The organism is Sphingobium sp. Z007, assembly GCF_900013425.1.
Taxonomy (GTDB): Bacteria; Pseudomonadota; Alphaproteobacteria; order Sphingomonadales; family Sphingomonadaceae; genus Sphingobium.
The window spans coordinates 1,707,878-1,723,714 of record NZ_FBXK01000005.1 but is presented as its reverse complement, the minus strand read 5'-3'; the positions used below and the strand labels follow the sequence as shown (position 1 = coordinate 1,723,714).

Below are 15,837 nucleotides of genomic sequence, written 5' to 3'. Positions count from 1 at the left end.
AGCCTTTTCGTATCTGGCGCGCCGTTCACAAGTCCGCCGCAAGCGGCTAGACGGGACGGCGCGAAGCCACATGGAATATTTCGGAGCAAGCATATGCGTCGTGTCGTCGTAACCGGCCTTGGCATGGTCAGCCCACTGGGCGGGGATGTGGAAACCAGTTGGAAGAACATCATCGCGTCCAAATCCGGCGCGGCGACGATCACGCGCTTCGATCCGACCGACTATAAGTGCCGCATTGCATGCGAAGTGAAGCCAGCGACCCACGAATATGGCTATGATCCGGGGTTGGACGTCGATCACAAGATCCAGCGCCAGGTCGACCTGTTCATCGTGTTCGGCATTTCCGCCGCCAGCCAGGCGCTGCGCGACGCGGGCCTCGACAATATGTCGGAGGAAGAACGGCTGCGCGCCGGCTGCTCGATCGGGTCGGGCATCGGCGGCCTGCCGGGCATCGAAAGCGAATCACTGGTATTGGCGAACAAGGGACCGAGCCGGGTGTCCCCGCACTTCGTCCATGGCCGCCTGATCAACCTCATCTCCGGCCAGGTATCGATCAAATATGGCCTGATGGGGCCGAACCATGCGGTCGTCACCGCCTGTTCGACCGGCGCTCATTCGATCGGCGACGCTGCGCGCATGATCGCGATGGACGATGCCGACGTCATGTTGGCGGGCGGCGCGGAAAGCGCCATCTGCCCGATCGGCATCGCCGGCTTCGCGCAGGCGCGCGCGCTCAGCACCAATTTCAACGACACGCCCGAAAAGGCGAGCCGCCCCTATGACGTCAACCGCGACGGCTTCGTCATGGGCGAAGGCGCAGGCGTGGTCGTGCTCGAAGAATATGAGCACGCCAAACGGCGCGGTGCGAAAATCTATGCCGAAGTGCTGGGCTATGGCCTGTCGGGTGACGCCTATCATGTGACGGCCCCGCACCCAGAAGGTTCTGGCGCGTTCCGTTCGATGCAGATGGCGCTGAAAAAGTCCGGCCTCGCGCTCGAAGACATCGATTATGTCAACGCGCATGGCACGTCAACTCCGCTGGGCGACGAACTGGAACTGGGGGCGGTGCGCCGCCTGTTCGGCGACCAGATCGGCGCAATGTCGATGTCGTCCACCAAGTCGGCGATCGGCCATTTGCTGGGCGGCGCAGGCGCGGTGGAAAGCATCTTCTGCATCCTCGCCATGCGTGACGGCATCGTGCCGCCGACGCTCAACCTCGATGAACCGAGCGAAAGCTGCAGGGGCGTGGACCTGGTCCCGCACGTCGCGAAGGAGCGCAAGGTGCGCGCGGTGCTGAACAATAGCTTCGGGTTTGGCGGCACCAATGCTTCGCTCATCATGAAGGCGATCTGACGTTGATCTTGGGCTGACGGCTATGGCGAAACGATCGGGCAATCCAACGCGCCGCCTCGCTGGCATCGTCCTGCTGATCGGCCTGGCCGTCGCGGCCTTCATCGGCTTTCGCTTCGTCTATGGCTGGAGCGAGCAGGGGCCGGCCAAGCAGGATGTCAGCATTACCGTGCCAGACGGGGCAACTCTGTCCGATGCGGCGGTGCTGCTCAAGCGGGCGGGCGCGGTGCGCTCCGCCGACGCCTTTCTGACTCGGGCGAAGGTGTTCGGCGCGGGCAAGTCGATCAAGGCGGGCGAATTTATCATCCCCGCCGGGGCGAGCAACAGCGACATCCTCTCGATCCTGCAGGGCGGCAAGACGCTGACCCGGCTCATCACCATTCCCGAAGGCATGCCGTCCATATTGGTGCACGAACGGCTGATGGCGAACGACCAGTTGACCGGCGGCATCCCGGTACCGGAAGAGGGCAGCGTGCTGCCCGACAGCTACGCCTTCGACAAGGGCGAGCCGCGCGCCGCCGTGCTCAAGCGGATGCAGGCGGCAATGGACAAGGCGCTGGCGAAGCTCTGGGCCGAACGCGCGCCCGAAACCGTCGCGAAATCGCCCAGGGAAGCGATCATCCTGGCCAGCATCGTCGAAAAGGAAACCGGCGTCCCGTCCGAACGACCGATGGTCGCAGGCGTTTACAGCAACAGGCTGCGCACCAATATGATGCTCCAGGCGGACCCGACGATCATCTACCCCATCACGCGCGGCAAGCCGCTCGGCCGTCGCATCCGCAAGTCGGAAATCGCGGCGGTCAACGATTACAACACTTATGCCATGGTCGGCCTGCCCAAGGGGCCGATCGCCAATCCGGGGCGGCTGTCGATCCTGGCGGTGCTGCATCCGGCGCAGACCAGGGCGCTCTATTTCGTCGCCGACGGCAAGGGCGGCCATATCTTCGCCGACACCTACCAGCAGCATAATGAAAATGTGCGCAAATGGTTCGAAATCCGCAGGGCGCGTGGAGAATTGTGACGGTGCGATTTTGGTCGCTCGGTCTGTTCGCTGCGGCGCTTGTGCCTGTCCACGCCGCCGCGCAAACATATGACCCGGCGATCCGTCATTCCGCCCGCTGCCTGATCGTGGTGGCGTCGCTGGCGTCCAGCGAGGATGCGACGCTTAAAATGTCGGGTTTGATGGGGTCGCTTTTCTTCGCGGGTCAGATTTTCGGCGCGGAACCGAATATCGACCTTACGAGCCTGATGAAGCGCGAGGCGGTCGATATAGACGAGCGCCGAACCAAGGAACTGCTCGTCCAATGTGGCGGTGAACTACAGCAGCGCGGTGGTGAGATCAGCGCAGCCGGGGAAGCGCTCAAGGCGATGAGCCGCAACGCGCGTTGATCCCGCCGCGCGCCAGTCAGCGCAGCGCCCCCTTGCCCACCAGCGACCGGGCATAGAGCCATTCGAACAGCGCGACCGCGATGACGAACGCGGGGAAGGGGATGGCGACCGCCCAGCCCTTGTCCGCCATCAGCTCGGTGCCCAGGAAGGTGAAACCGAACTGCACGATTACGCAGACCAGCGAGATCAGGAACAGGAAGGCCGCGGTCGCCTTGCGCCGCAGCAGCGCGATCGCGCCCAGCATGCCGGTCGCCACGGCGATGGCATAGACGGTCCAGACCCAGGCGGGCATCAGCGCAAAGGCGCGCGCGCCGGCCGGATCGGTCCGCGCCAGTGCGTCGAGGTCCATGCTATATTGGAAAGTGAAGGCGGCGATGCCGATCAGCCCCCAAAGCAGCAGGATGACGCCGATGATCGTGACGCTGCGCAACGTGGCCATGATGCCCCACTCCTTGCCTCGCGCCGCTGCGCCGTGCAGGACGCTAGGCGCAGATCATACACCCCATGGCGTTGGACAGGAAGATAGATGACGACAGCGGAACAGAGCGCCCCGATCATCGTCACGGCGCTGATGGGCGCGGCCGATTTCGCCTGGGCGGACGGCCTGCGCCGCGCGCATTTTCCGCCGGAGCGCAACATGCTGTCGGCGCATATCACATTGTTCCACCATCTGCCGCCCTCGTTGCTGCCGGAACTGTCGGACCGGTTGAAAGGGCTGTGCCGCGGTCCCGCGCCCGCGGCGACGCTTGCTGCGGTCATGTCGCTGGGGCAGGGGGTCGCCTATCGCATCGATAGTCCCGGCCTGATGGCGATGCGCGATGCACTGGCCGACGCCTTTACCGGCCTGCTGACGCCGCAGGACCAGGCCCGCCCGCGCCTCCACGTCACGGTCCAGAACAAGGTCAAGCCGGACGTCGCAAAGGTGCTGACCGCGCAACTGGCGGCGGATTTCCGCCCCCGCTCCTTCGCGATCGCGGGCCTCGCCGCTTGGCACTATCGCGGCGGGCCTTGGGACTTGGCGATGAAGGCGATGTTCAGGGGGTAGTGGCGGAGGGAGGAAATGCGGACGGTCGGGAAACGACCAGTTTTTGCCTTCAAAACATGGTGTGCCTTTGTCCAGAAGCGGCCGTTTCCCTCATCGTCACCCCAGCGAAGGCTGGGGTCTCAGGCGGTCACGAGATAACGTCTGAAATATCGCGCCAACCTGGATTCCTCTCTTCGACAAGCCGGATTTTCCATTCCCCCATCCAGACTTTGAGCGCCTTCTTGCGGGCAATGGCGAGCATGATGTCATCATGTGGTTCGACCAGAACAAGGCGGGTCAACCCGTACTTCTTGCAAAAAGCCGAACCAGTGCCGTTTCGATCTTGTTCGGCCCGTGCTGCAATGTCGGCTGTGACACCGACATAAAGAACGCCCCTCGGCTTGTTGGTCAAGATATAGGTGTAGCCGCCTCGCGCCATGCCCTACCGTAGCGCGCGGCCGCCTGAGACCCCAGCCTTCGCTGGGGTGACGGTGGATTTTCAATCCGCTCTACAGCAATTGCTCCTTTAAACCCGACAGTCCGCTCCCCATCCGTATCCGCCATTTCGGGCAATAGCCGCACACCGTCCGCTGCCATCCGGCAAGCGAACGGCTACCCACCCCTCAGGCCAACCCCACTTCCTTCAACGGCACGCTCGCATCGGCCAGCTGCGCCACGTCCAGCGCCGCACCACCGATCACATGCGCGCGGCCCTGCACATAATCCTTGATCATGTTGACGCAATCGAGCGCAATCACCTTGCCGCCCTTCAGATAAACCACGGAAAAGCTGCGCGTGGCCGGATCGCCGCGCAGGATCGCCTGATCGAATCCGGTGGACAGCCCCACCGTCTGCAACTTCAGATCATATTGGTTCGACCAGAACCAGGGCACGGCGTCATAGGCGTCTTCCTTGCCCATGATATGCGCGACGGCGACCTTCGCCTGGTCGTTGGCGTTCTGCACCGATTCCAGCCGCATCTGCGCGCCGCCCGCGAAGCGGTTGGCATGGGCCGCGCAATCGCCAACAGCATAGATGTCGTCCAGCGATGTGCGGCAAAATTCGTCGACGTCCACGCCATTGCCGCCCGCCGCGCCCGCAGCGATCAACGGCCCGGTTTCGGGGATGATGCCGATACCGACGATAACCATGTCGGTTTCGATCCGCTCGCCATCCTGCATCAGCACGGCGGTCGCCTGGCCGTCCGTCACCTCGATACAGTCCATCCGCGCGCCGGTGCGCAGGTCCACGCCATGGGCGCGATGCTCCGCTTCATAGAAGCGCGACAGCTCTTCACCCGCGACGCGCGCCAGCACCCGGTCCAGCGCTTCGAGCAGCACGACGGTCTTGCCGAATTTCGACAGGACGGCCGCCGCCTCCAGCCCGATATAGCCGCCGCCGATGATGGTGACATGGTTGATGCTGTCGATCTTCGCCATCATCGCGTCCACATCGTCGCGGCGGCGCACGGCATGGACATTATGCGCGTCCGCGCCGTTGCAGGTCAGCATTCGCGGGCTGCCGCCGGTGCACCAGATCAGCTTGCCATAGCCGATCTCCGCGTCGCCCGCTGTCACGAACTTGCCTTGCGGATCCACACTCCTGACCCGCCGACCCAGCAGCATGTCGATATGACGTTCGCCCCAGAAGGTCGCAGGGCGGATCAGGATGCGGTCGAAGCTCTTATCGCCCGCAAAATATTCCTTGGACAGCGGCGGACGTTCATAGGGCGGATATTTCTCGTCACCGATCATCGCGATCGATCCTTCGAAGCCCGCCTGTCGCAGCGCGATCCCCGCCTGCGCACCGGCATGGCCCGCGCCCACGATCAGAACGTCATAATAGCTCATCCGCCCACTATCCTCTTTGCCCCGTTTGCGCCGGTGATTGGCGCGATTTTGGGCGGGAGGCAAGGGCGATGTCTGTCGATGGGGTGATATTTGGTAGCGGAGGAGGCGCTATAACTTTCGTCTCAGGCAATTTCAGAGCGTCTCCAACTACTCTGTAAAATCAGCGATTTATCTTGTAACGTGTTCGCGGTCGGTCGCCCTGAATCGCCTGAATTCCCGCTGATATGTGGGAACGATTGTGGGACCAAATACCCCAGTTTTTGGCGGTATGAATCCCTGACAGGGACTCGAACCTGATGGCGCTGACAGTATTGAAAGTGAAGAATGCGAAGCCCGGTCGCCATGTCGATGGCAGGGGCTTGTGCCTTGTCGTAAAGCCCAGCGGCGCGCGCACCTGGGTGCTTCGCATGCAGTTGAAAGGCCATCGCCGCGACTATGGGCTGGGATCGGCGCATGATGTCTCGCTGACCGATGCCAGAACAGCGGCAGCGGAATTGCGCCGCCGGGTTCGTGACGGTTTCGATCCTGTCGCCGAGCGACGCAAGGCGCGGAAGATCATACCGACCTTCGAAGCCGCAACCCGCTCGTGCCATGAAACCTTGGGGGACGGATGGAAGGACGGGCATCATGCCCGCTGGCTATCCGGGTTCGAGCGCCACCTTTTTCCGCGCATCGGCAAGAAGCCGGTCGACAAGGTTGACAGCGCCTGCGTGGTTGAGGCGCTGTCCCCGATATGGCTGGAGATACCGGAAACAGCGCGACGCTTGCTCCAGCGCATCGGCGTAGTGCTCGATTTCGCGCATGTGAAAGGCTGGGTGCCGGAAGAGGTTTCGTTGCGTTCGGTGCGCAAGGGGCTGCCGCGTCAGAACGACAAGCGGGGGCATATGGAGGCCATGCCCTATTCCGATGTCCCGGCGCTGATGCAGAAGCTTGCCGCTGCCTCCCCAACGACGGGACGCGACGCCTTGCGCTTCACGATCTACAACGCCGTCCGGTCCAACGAGACGCGCCTTGCGGTATGGACCGAGTTCGACCTCGAAAAGGCGGTATGGACCATTCCCGCTAAACGGATGAAGGCGGGCGAAACCCACATCGTTCCGCTTTCGGCACCGGTTGTGGCACTGCTGCGCAAACGCTGGAACGAGCGGACCAGCGATACAGGCTTGGTCTTTTCCAACGATGGCAAGAAGCCGATCAGCGACATGACCATGACCAAGCTTCTGCGCGACGATGGTTTCGCCAGCATCACAGTGCACGGCTTCCGATCTACCTTCACGGACTGGGCCGCCGAATGCACCGACTTTCCCAAGGAAGTCGCCGATAAGGCTCTCGCCCACAAGCTGCCTAACCTCTCTTATTCACGACGCTCGGTTTCGGGCCCGCTCTGGGCATTTGCTGCGGCTGGCTGTATTGCGCGGACGACCGGCATCGCTGGCGTTTGTTTCACCGCATTCGGATTGATGGGCTTTTCGGGTTGAAGGGCTGGGCTCGGAGTTCTGCGGCGCTGCCGCATGGGCTACGTCGGCGCAGGCTTCAGCCGGAGAACGAGGGCGCGGAACAGGTCGGCATCCGGACAGGCGGAAGCGAAGGCAATGCGGATGCGGCTAGCACTTTCTACGACGCGCGCAGCGACCTTGAGCAGCCGCAGGCGCAAGGTGGTAAACTCCGCGCTTGCCAGAGCAGCGGTCCTGGGCATCGCCTGCTGGATGCGCCATAGCAGCCAGTATGCGGCAGTGTGCAGTATCAGGCGCATCTGATTGGCATTGGCCGAGCGGCACGAGGTTCGGTCGCTGGCGAGCTGGGACTTGTGGCGCTTGATCAGGTTCTCGGCCTGACCACGCGCGCAGTAGAGCGTGTCGTAGATGTGCTCGGCCGATCCTGTTGCCAACGAGGTGACGACATAGCGGATGTCCATGCCCAGCGTGCTGGCCTCGATCCGTGCAACGACGCGACGCTGGCACTTCCAGGTCTTTGCCCCATAGCGGGTCTCGGCATAGTTGCGCAGGACGGGACACTGACGCTGGGCGCGCTTGACCGCGCAGGCATCGGCGACCGCAACAATGGCGGGATCGGCGCGCAGCGCTGAATTGGTGGGCAGGCCGAACACGTAATCGACGCGGGCCGCATCGCAGTAGGCCATGACCTCGGGTCGACCATAGTGCCCGTCGCCGCGGATAGTGATGTGGGTATCGGGCCAATTACGGCGCAGGTGACGCACCAGGCGTCGGATGTGCCCCGCCGCCTCCTTTCCAGAAGGCGTCTTGCCTGTGCGCAGCAGCATGGCCACCGGCCTGCCGGTCGCGGTGTCGTAGATATGGATCGGTAGGAAGCAGCGCTCCCCATGATGCCCGTTCCAGAACGAGAGCTGTTGATAGCCATGCACGACGTCGCACGTGTCGTCGATATCCAGCGTGACCGCTGTCGGAGGGGCGGGATAGCTGGCGCAGTAGATGTCGATCATCGCGGCCATCATGCTGGCCAGTTCGCGCGTAGTCGGTGCATTTTCCCACCGGCTCATCGTCGGTTGGCTGGCCAGCCCCGCGCCCGATTCCGGCAGCTTGCCGAGCGCCAGGCGGAAGCCTGGATCGTCGCGCAGAGCATCGAGATCATCGGCATCCTCATAGCCGCACGCAATCGCGAACACACGGGCACGCAGAATGTCATCCAGGCGATGGATCACCCGCGCTGGATCGCGCGGATCGGCAATACAAGCCGCCAGGCGCTGGCAAATCCCCATCGCGCGCTCGGCCTGTGCAAGCAGTAGAACACCGCCATCCGAGGTAAGCCGGCCACCGTCGAACGCAGCTGTGATTTTCTTGCGGCCGACTGCTGGGAATCCAAATGAGCTTGCGATATCATCGTTCATGGCGGGTGTGGCCCGTGGCATTTTCTGCCCTGCGGCAGGTTCGGCTTAGACACCCAGTTCCTAATTCAGATCAGAGGCTTACGCCACTCCCGCCAACCCTTCAGGACACTTTTGGTGAATAAGGCGGGCTAACAAGGTCGAAGCCGCCTACCGCCGAACCGATTTCTTCGAGAAGCGCCGGACCCTGATGTCGCAATGGGCGGACTATCTGGGCAATCGCGCCCCGGCAGCAGATCAGGTGGCAGGCGAGACTATTCCCGCCCGCGTTGCCGCATGATTAGTTCGTGCAAACTGGCGGTTGTGATGCGCGTTGACTTGCCGAGCTTGATGGCCTCGATTTCGCCTGACGCAATCAGCTCGTAGAGCTTGGTACGACCGACGCCGATCATGCGCGCAGCGTCATTGACCTTTACGCAGATCGGCTCGACCGGAGGCGGCGCTGTCACTGCGCCGCGCTCTCATTCCGATAAGATACCGGATCATCAATCCAGCGGTTCACGGCGGATTCCCGCCAGCCCGCACCGTGAACGCTGATTTTTACTTGGGACGGGAAAGTCCCCTCTGCGATCTTGCGATACATGGTGGAGCGGGACAGGCCGGTGCGGGCGAGAACGGTCTTGAGGCGGATTATCTTGTCAGAGTTGGACATGGGACTTGCTTCCATCCGTTGGCAGTTACTGGTGCCCCCTGATCCAAGAATTTCGCTATGAGGCATCCAGCGCAACAGAATTCGCAGTCCCTGACACGGCCATCGCAAATGCGGATAGAATAACTTGCGGAAGGATAGGCACGGATACGGAAGAGTAGAGAAGACAGCGGACGCAAATACGGGGTGCCTTTAGGCGGAATTTTTGTGACGTGATCCGAGCAGACGCGGCATCATGCCGCTAAATCTGCGCTCAAGCGGCGGATATTTGCGCCAAAACTAGCGATGCTTGCGCGCGAATCAGCCTTCGCCTTGCGGTTCACGCAGGTGCACGATCCAGTTCTGGCTTTTCAGATAGCCAATAGGCATGTTGGGTCGATGAATGACGAATTTCCTACCCGGCTTCCTTGGCCTGCGAACTTTCCTGACGTGGTCATCCACACAGACGTTCGCACACGTGACAGCCACCCAGGATACGCCGCGGCAAAGAGCGGTGAAGCAGACGCAGCTCTGATGCTGGCCGCGGACCTCCTCTCTCCTGACGGGTTGGCTCGCATCAAGGCACTGGTTGCAGGCCGCCCTACCCTTCTTCTGCCGGTGGTCGCTGACGAATTGACCGGTTTCAACGCAATCCCCGATGCGATGGCCCAAGTTCTAGGGAGCAAGCTCGGCTTGCCGGTGATCGCCGGTGAAATTGTCCAGACGAACAAGGTTGGGCATACCCGTGCCCCGGCATTTCAGCGGTTGGTCACCCCTGCGACGTTTGAAGGACAGGTCCAACCGGGCGGAAACTATTTGCTCGTGGACGACCACGTCGGCCTTGGCGGTACGCTCGCCAACCTGCGCGGCTACGTCGAGGCACGGGGTGGAGAGGTCATCGCGATCACGACCCTGACCGAGAGCCGGGACGCGCGTATAATTTCATTGCAGCCCGCGACCCGAATTGTGCTATGGGAGCAGTATGGCCAAACACTTGACGACTTCTGGCAAAGCCAATTCGGCTACGGGATCGACTGCCTCACGGAAGTCGAAGCCCTCAACCTATGTCGTCAGCACTCCGTTGCCGCCATCGAGAATTTCCTGGCTCAGGCAGCAGTCGAAGCACGTGGCCGAGGTCTCCAGACAGCGGTTGAGCCAAGCGACTGATTAACGTCGTACTCCCAATTCGCACAGAATTTGCAACCACAATGACAGTACCGTCAAATCAAATGTCCTCCGATAAGCGCGGGGAAATTTAGAAACACACCCAAAACGACATACAGCGTATTCACAAGCACGCAATTCTCCGCGAATGGTAGCCATACTGATACAGGGGCGATTCGTCAGCGGGGGACCAATGAAAGCCGTAGTAGACTATGTAAATCTCAGCGTTTCTGACGGAAGCCCTTTGCTCTCGGCCCTTCTGGGTTCGGTCGCGAACGAGGCCAAAGCGGAAACGATCGGCCTTACCGGCGCTGGAAACCTCTACAATGCGCGTCAGCCTGGCCTGCTGACACAAGGAATGGCGGCTTGGTTCGGCAAAAATATTGCAGCTTCGCGCGTTGCCGCTATTTCCGAAATGAAGAATGCATTCGAAGCAGACAGCCGTGACACCGGCGCTGCCGCCGGCATCTATCTCGAAAATGTTCGCGATGCTGCCCGGCAGAAGACGATCAATGCCTCGATCGACAAGGCGACGGCCTTTAGTGACAAGCACAAGACTGAAGTGATCGATCAGGACCAGACCCTCGAAAGCTACAAGAACTTGCGCGCCAAGATGGGCCGCGAACCAGTGCGCACCAGGAAGTGGCTCTATGTCATGGCCCTTCTGTTGATCGTGTTGCTTGAGGCTTTCATCAATTTCGAAAGCTTCATGAAGGTTCCCTACATCACCAGCCCCTTTCTGGCGACAGGTGCGACCATGGCGGTCGGCCTTGGCGTCGGCTTTTCGGCGCACTTCCATGGCGTGGTGTTCCGCCAGTGGTCCTTTCATTTCCGGCCGCAGGAAAGCGCCGAAATGGCAGTGGAGAACCGCCGCAATGATGCGCTGCGCAGGCTTGCGATCGGCACGGTGCTGCTCTCGATCGCTTTGCTGATGGTCGGTGGAGCGCGCTACTACTACCTGCGCCAATACATCGTCGAAGCCTCGATCCTCGGCGTTGCCGCGCCTTCGCTGTTCGGCGGCATCGTTTTCATGCTGCTGGGCAATGTCGTCGCCTACATCGTCGGCCTGCTGGTCGCCTATACGATGCACGATCCCAACCCGATTTTTGCCGAACAGGACCAGAAACTGCGCAAGATGAGCAAGCGCATGGAGGAACTTAAAAAAGAGCGCGGGCTAGTCCAGCAAGATCTGGCGCACGGCCTCAGTGCCGACGTCAAGGCAGCGGTGAACCAAGATGCGACCGCACGCGGCCCGCGTCATGGCGAGTTGCGCGAATGGGCGAACCAGATCGTCAACAAGGATCAGGAAATCGTTGGCGTGCTGATCGAATACCGCCACGCGCTGCTGCAGGCGATGGGGCCCCGGTCGAAGGCGCGGATCTTCCGCTATCCCGGCGGTTCGCATGAAATGCTGCTGCCGATTGCGGACCACGCGATGCTGACAGGTGACGAGTACGCCTCGCTCCAGATCGCGCTAGGCTACGACATCTGAGAGGATCGACATGCGTAAAGTGCTTATATTTGCGGCCTTCGCGATGCTGGGTGGCTGCGATGATGGTATCGACAAGGTCGGTGCCACTGGGCCGGGCGAAGCGGTCAAGCTCGATGCGTTCTGCACCATGCCGGGGCTGAAGCCGGCCCTGCGCGAGACGGTGCTGGTGATCGATGAAAACTCGGTGAAGCCTTCGAAGCCTGAGACGTTCAAGACCGAAAATGCCGAGCTGTTCGCAGTGGTGGTCGGCCTCGCCGATGCCACGCGCGCGCTGGATACCGGGGCAATGGCGCCGCGCGAGCATCTGACGATCGCCTTGGCCAATGCGCAGACCGGCGGGCTAAGTCCGATCTTCTCAGGATGCCTTCCGGCCATGTCGAAGGAGGAACTGGCCGAGCGCAAGACCAAGGGCGAAGACGGCGCGATGGATTCCTATTTCGGGTCTGATATGGGATCGAAGCTCGAAGAGGCGCGTAGCAGCTTCCTGACCAAGGCGGTGCTGATGGTGGCTCAGGTGGCCGGCACCGGTGGCGGCCGGGGCGGCGACAGTTTTAACGATTCAAACTTCGCACGCACTATCAAGGTGATCGGGCCGGGCGCAGGCACGGCTGGCCAGATCCGTCGTCTGATCGTCTTTGCAAATCCGGGCGGAGCGCTGTCGTCGGTGCCCGAGGACTTCGTACAGGCCCGTCAGGCGGGCTTCGATCAGGCGCAGACTGCCCAGACCAATCTAGGCATGTCGGAACTCTATCTCGTGCCGGGCGGCGGCACCGTCGGCAATACGCAGCGCGCGTTCCTCGATGCCTGGTTCCTGAGCAGCGGCGCGGACCTGCGTCATGTCGGCGCGTTCACGCCGGATTCGCTGGCCAAGGCTCCGGTGCGGATCAACAGCTACACTGGCCAGTTGCCGCTTTCGCCCGAAGTAATGAGCCCTATGGAACTGCGCTTGCCAACCGCTGCCGATGGCTCGCTGGTCGGAGCGTGGATCTCCTACACCGGTTCCAAGGGCCAGCGGCGCACGCCGATAGCCGGGCAGTTTGCCTGCGCCTCGGACGGCTGCGAATTGCGCGGCGATCCGGAAGGGACGCTGGGACAGCGCTGGCGCACCGAGCCCGGTATGCAGCCGCAGCCTCTCGTCGACGGACCGTTCGGGGGTATGCGCCTTATCAGCGGCAAGGACGACGGACAGACGCTTAAGGGACGGATCTACGACCCGATCATCTACGTCGGTGAAACTGGCGATATCAGCTTCACCGCGAAGCGTTCGAACTAAATCGAGGGGGATATCATGCTGCAAAAATGGAAAATGACGGCGGCGCTCGTCATCGGTGTCTCCATACTCAACCCGGTTGCGTCCGAACAGGCGCTGGCACAGGCGACCTACAATGCCCAAGGCCAGAAGCTTGCGGGCAAAACCTTCGTCGAGAAGGCCATAGGCAAGTGCGTCGTTGCGGTACTTCTGGGGGCAGGTCTTGGTGCCGCGATAAAGGGCAAGGATGGCGCGCTGGTGGGCGCAGGGTTAGGCGGGCTAGTCTGCGCGCTAATGATGAAGGCGGCAAGCGACAAGGACAAGGAGCGTGTTCGCAACGCACAGCTTGCGGCGCTGAACAGCAACACACAGCAGCAGGATACTTGGTCTACCGACCAAGGCGCCACGGTGCAGTTGGCGGTTATGCCGGAGGGTGACGGCAAGTTGCTAATGACCAGCACAGGTTCGATCGAATGCCGCCGCGATGACCAGTGCCGCATTGGCGACAGCTGGTATCCCAAGGACCAAATCCTATCGCGCCAGGCTGCAGCCGATGCGCCCAAGCTGGTCAAAGCCTCGTTCGAGTCCTCGCGGGAACTGGTGTGCCGCAAGAGCCGGGTGGTCTATGACGTCGACGGTCAGGTCGTCTCAGACGGAACCGACATAGCCTGTCTCAATGGCGACACTTGGGTGACCAGTGATGCATTCAAGAAGCAGAAGATCAACTCCGGACACGTGGTGATATGATCCCAAAGCTCGGTGCGCTCTCCTTGGGCGGCGTTGCGACAATGCTGCTTTGCGGGTGCTCGCAATTCAACATGACACCGCCCTGTGACGAGACCGGACTAGGCCTCATGCGACAGTTGGCTGTTCCGGCGGACACCCGTCCAGATCCGGTCCGGCTGGCGGCGATCATGACGGTCAGTGGCTTCGAGGAGTTGAACTCAAGCTACAACGCACGCACCTGCAGGGCCGAAGTGGTGGCAAGCGCGTCACGTGCAACTGTTACGTACGGCATCACCCAGTCGGAAGGAGTTCAGGGCTGGTACGTGATCGAATTGCAGAATGCTTCTTCGCCCAACGTGCAGATGCTGATCCAGGAAGTGCGCGGTGCCTATGCAGGTTTTTAAACGCATCCGTGAACTCGGGCCGCGCTTGCTACTAATGGCCGCGTGCATGCTCGCACTTGCCCCGACCGTCGTCGTATCGGTTCCGGCATCAGCGCAGCAGATCACTTACCTTTCCGACGAGGAAGCCTTGGCTCTGGAGCACCAGACGAGATTTTCGCGCCTGAAGCGCCTCGCCCAAACGTTCGGCGTCTATCCCGAGCCGGAGTTCCACAGCTATGTCGTGCCGCGGCGCTTCATGCCTTCAGATTTCTACTACGACATTCCGGTGCTGCGTATCGTGTTCCCAGAGAATACCTTTTTCGACACGGCTTCGAGCGAGGTAAAGCCTTCGGCGATCCCGATCATCCAGGCCATGGCGGCGATGGTCGACGGGGACGTGCCCGATGTCAGCATGTTCATCGCTGGTCATGCCGACAGCCGGGGGGGGGAGGTGTACAATCACAACCTCTCGATCGAGCGTGCTCGATCGGTTGCGCGTATTCTGGAGAGTGCCAAGAAGCGGCCGACACCGCTGTGGACCATCGGGTTCGGCAAAAGCGTACCGCTTTATCCCAATACCAGCGATACCAACATGGGCTGGAACCGCCGGGTGGAATTCCTGTTGGCATCGCGACCTGACGCCATCGCGTACTGGTTGCAGGATCAGGTTGTCGATGTGTGCCGCACATCCGACCCAGCAGCGCGGGTCCGGTGCATGCGCGGGTTCCAGACCGAACGGAAGGAATTTGTGGCCGAGAGAGTCACGCGGGTGCGCGGAGGGGAGCTTGTCGAACGGTCGAAAGGCACCGGCGACGCGGGCACAAGAAAGCCATCCGTGTCCGGCGACGTTGGGCGCGCAAAAGTGGCAGCGGCACCCACGGATCGCATTCCCATTCGCCTGAACGAGCGGCGAGTAAGGGTCGAATCCATCGAACATTGATCTGCCGCCCGTTCGTGCGATTTTATTCACGGTGGAGTGCGACCCGTGAGCAGCTGCGCCATTTGCCGGTTTTGCTGGCGCAACTAGGGGCGCATAGTCTGGTGATGCCTGAAACACATGTAACCGCCTTTGCAGTGCTACTGCGCGGTCTGGGTTCAGTTACTCTCTTCAAATGCCCGCTTGCCTTTGCGTTTCCACAACACCAGCGCCTTTTCCCGTTCCTCGCCCCGCAGTTTGGCCGCGACGGTGAGAAACGCGCCGTAGAGCGTAGCGCGATCATCGTCGGCGAGTTCAACCAGCCCAGCCTTCACGACCAGGCCGCCGAGTTCGATCAGTTGTCGCGTCCGCTCGCGCCGCTTGACCTGCCATTCGCGCATGTCGGTTCGTGCCTTTGTTGCCTCAAGCCTATGCCGCGCCGCCGTCAAGCGGGAGAGTGCCATCCGGCTGGCCTTGAGTTCCGTCGCCACGTTTGCGCGTCTTGCTCTGAAAGAAGACAGCGCCGCGCTTGCGCCACGCCTCCTTCCGTTGGGCTTCGCTGGTTTCCGCGATGACGAGCAGCGCACCGGCCAGCGTTTCCGCGTCGGTCGCATCGGCCCCGGTGGCGATCACCAGTTCGCCGAGCTGCTGCACGCGGCGTTCCTTCAGTTGCCTCGCCTTGTCGGCGAGCGCTTTCAGTTCCGAATCAAAGTCACGGGGTTTACGCATTGAAGTTCTCCATTGAGAGGTGATGCACTGATGATAATATCGATGGTCTCCCAATGCTGTAGAGTCGTCGAGAC

19 protein-coding genes are annotated in these 15,837 nt (G+C 61.6%); 11 read left to right on the top strand and 8 right to left on the bottom strand.

The window, feature by feature from the left end:
* Nucleotides 1-93: 93 nt before the first annotated feature.
* Genes fabF through CEQ44_RS16335 form a run of 3 tightly spaced genes read left to right on the top strand, consistent with a single transcriptional unit; the run spans nucleotide 94 to nucleotide 2,739 of the window.
* Complete coding sequence (fabF, locus tag CEQ44_RS16345) at nucleotides 94-1,353, top strand: beta-ketoacyl-ACP synthase II (protein ID WP_088182083.1); 1,260 nt, start codon at nucleotides 94-96, stop codon at nucleotides 1,351-1,353.
* Nucleotides 1,354-1,375: 22 nt separating this feature from the next.
* A complete protein-coding gene (gene mltG, locus CEQ44_RS16340) occupies nucleotides 1,376-2,371 on the top strand; it encodes an endolytic transglycosylase MltG (protein ID WP_088182084.1) in 996 nt (331 codons plus the stop codon).
* Nucleotides 2,368-2,739: a hypothetical protein gene (locus CEQ44_RS16335; protein WP_088182085.1), complete on the top strand. Its 372-nt coding sequence runs from the start codon at nucleotides 2,368-2,370 to the stop codon at nucleotides 2,737-2,739. Before mltG ends, CEQ44_RS16335 begins: the two co-directional genes overlap by 4 nt.
* A gap of 16 nt (nucleotides 2,740-2,755) precedes the next feature.
* On the opposite strand, the gene CEQ44_RS16330 is transcribed toward CEQ44_RS16335, so the two are convergent.
* Nucleotides 2,756-3,178, bottom strand: coding sequence for a sugar transporter (locus tag CEQ44_RS16330; RefSeq protein ID WP_088182086.1), 423 nt, complete (start codon nucleotides 3,176-3,178; stop codon nucleotides 2,756-2,758).
* 87 nt (nucleotides 3,179-3,265) lie between these two features.
* Between CEQ44_RS16330 and CEQ44_RS16325 the strand changes: the two genes are divergently transcribed.
* Complete coding sequence (locus CEQ44_RS16325; protein ID WP_088182087.1) at nucleotides 3,266-3,784, top strand: 2'-5' RNA ligase family protein; 519 nt, start codon at nucleotides 3,266-3,268, stop codon at nucleotides 3,782-3,784.
* A 127-nt stretch (nucleotides 3,785-3,911) separates the two neighbouring features.
* Here the strand turns inward: CEQ44_RS16325 and CEQ44_RS16320 are convergent, their stop codons facing one another.
* Nucleotides 3,912-4,202, bottom strand: a complete 291-nt coding sequence (locus CEQ44_RS16320; protein WP_088182088.1) for a GIY-YIG nuclease family protein — start codon at nucleotides 4,200-4,202, stop codon at nucleotides 3,912-3,914.
* 184 nt (nucleotides 4,203-4,386) lie between these two features.
* Complete coding sequence (locus tag CEQ44_RS16315) at nucleotides 4,387-5,613, bottom strand: NAD(P)/FAD-dependent oxidoreductase (protein WP_088182089.1); 1,227 nt, start codon at nucleotides 5,611-5,613, stop codon at nucleotides 4,387-4,389.
* A gap of 296 nt (nucleotides 5,614-5,909) precedes the next feature.
* Here CEQ44_RS16315 and CEQ44_RS16310 point away from each other — a divergent pair, with 296 nt between their 5' ends.
* Entirely contained in the window at nucleotides 5,910-7,091 is a 1,182-nt protein-coding gene (locus CEQ44_RS16310; RefSeq protein WP_088201820.1) for a site-specific integrase, read from the top strand.
* Nucleotides 7,092-7,129: 38 nt separating this feature from the next.
* On the opposite strand, the gene CEQ44_RS16305 is transcribed toward CEQ44_RS16310, so the two are convergent.
* The 3 genes from CEQ44_RS16305 to CEQ44_RS16295 all read right to left on the bottom strand — a co-directional run bounded on the left by CEQ44_RS16305 (nucleotide 7,130) and on the right by CEQ44_RS16295 (nucleotide 9,128).
* Nucleotides 7,130-8,479, bottom strand: coding sequence for an IS1380-like element ISSp1 family transposase (locus tag CEQ44_RS16305; RefSeq protein WP_013039775.1), 1,350 nt, complete (start codon nucleotides 8,477-8,479; stop codon nucleotides 7,130-7,132).
* A gap of 251 nt (nucleotides 8,480-8,730) precedes the next feature.
* A complete protein-coding gene (locus CEQ44_RS16300) occupies nucleotides 8,731-8,925 on the bottom strand; it encodes a helix-turn-helix domain-containing protein (protein WP_088184685.1) in 195 nt (64 codons plus the stop codon).
* Nucleotides 8,922-9,128 carry an AlpA family transcriptional regulator gene (locus CEQ44_RS16295; RefSeq protein ID WP_088184702.1) on the bottom strand — a complete coding sequence of 69 codons (207 nt, stop codon included), beginning with the start codon at nucleotides 9,126-9,128 and terminating at the stop codon, nucleotides 8,922-8,924. Before CEQ44_RS16295 ends, CEQ44_RS16300 begins: the two co-directional genes overlap by 4 nt.
* Nucleotides 9,129-9,503: 375 nt before the next feature.
* Here CEQ44_RS16295 and CEQ44_RS16290 point away from each other — a divergent pair, with 375 nt between their 5' ends.
* From CEQ44_RS16290 to CEQ44_RS16265, 6 genes are all read left to right on the top strand, one after another.
* Nucleotides 9,504-10,271, top strand: coding sequence for a phosphoribosyltransferase (locus tag CEQ44_RS16290; protein WP_140419357.1), 768 nt, complete (start codon nucleotides 9,504-9,506; stop codon nucleotides 10,269-10,271).
* Nucleotides 10,272-10,461: 190 nt separating this feature from the next.
* On the top strand, nucleotides 10,462-11,760 hold the full coding sequence (locus tag CEQ44_RS16285) for a hypothetical protein (protein ID WP_140419356.1): 1,299 nt from the start codon (nucleotides 10,462-10,464) through the stop codon (nucleotides 11,758-11,760).
* Between the two features lie 127 nt (nucleotides 11,761-11,887).
* Nucleotides 11,888-13,033 carry a hypothetical protein gene (locus CEQ44_RS16280; protein WP_140419456.1) on the top strand — a complete coding sequence of 382 codons (1,146 nt, stop codon included), beginning with the start codon at nucleotides 11,888-11,890 and terminating at the stop codon, nucleotides 13,031-13,033.
* Nucleotides 13,034-13,048: 15 nt separating this feature from the next.
* On the top strand, nucleotides 13,049-13,756 hold the full coding sequence (locus CEQ44_RS16275; protein ID WP_088184681.1) for a hypothetical protein: 708 nt from the start codon (nucleotides 13,049-13,051) through the stop codon (nucleotides 13,754-13,756).
* A 107-nt stretch (nucleotides 13,757-13,863) separates the two neighbouring features.
* Nucleotides 13,864-14,139 carry a hypothetical protein gene (locus CEQ44_RS16270; RefSeq protein WP_140419354.1) on the top strand — a complete coding sequence of 92 codons (276 nt, stop codon included), beginning with the start codon at nucleotides 13,864-13,866 and terminating at the stop codon, nucleotides 14,137-14,139.
* Between the two features lie 46 nt (nucleotides 14,140-14,185).
* Nucleotides 14,186-15,058, top strand: a complete 873-nt coding sequence (locus CEQ44_RS16265; RefSeq protein WP_176401097.1) for an OmpA family protein — start codon at nucleotides 14,186-14,188, stop codon at nucleotides 15,056-15,058.
* Nucleotides 15,059-15,213: 155 nt separating this feature from the next.
* Here CEQ44_RS16265 and CEQ44_RS16260 read toward each other — a convergent pair whose 3' ends face one another.
* Both CEQ44_RS16260 and CEQ44_RS16255 read right to left on the bottom strand, forming a co-directional pair.
* Nucleotides 15,214-15,435, bottom strand: coding sequence for a conjugal transfer protein TraD (locus CEQ44_RS16260; protein ID WP_088184678.1), 222 nt, complete (start codon nucleotides 15,433-15,435; stop codon nucleotides 15,214-15,216).
* 28 nt (nucleotides 15,436-15,463) lie between these two features.
* Nucleotides 15,464-15,763 (bottom strand): conjugal transfer protein TraD, encoded by a 300-nt coding sequence (locus CEQ44_RS16255; RefSeq protein WP_088184677.1) that lies wholly within the window; start codon nucleotides 15,761-15,763, stop codon nucleotides 15,464-15,466.
* Nucleotides 15,764-15,837 lie beyond the last annotated feature (74 nt).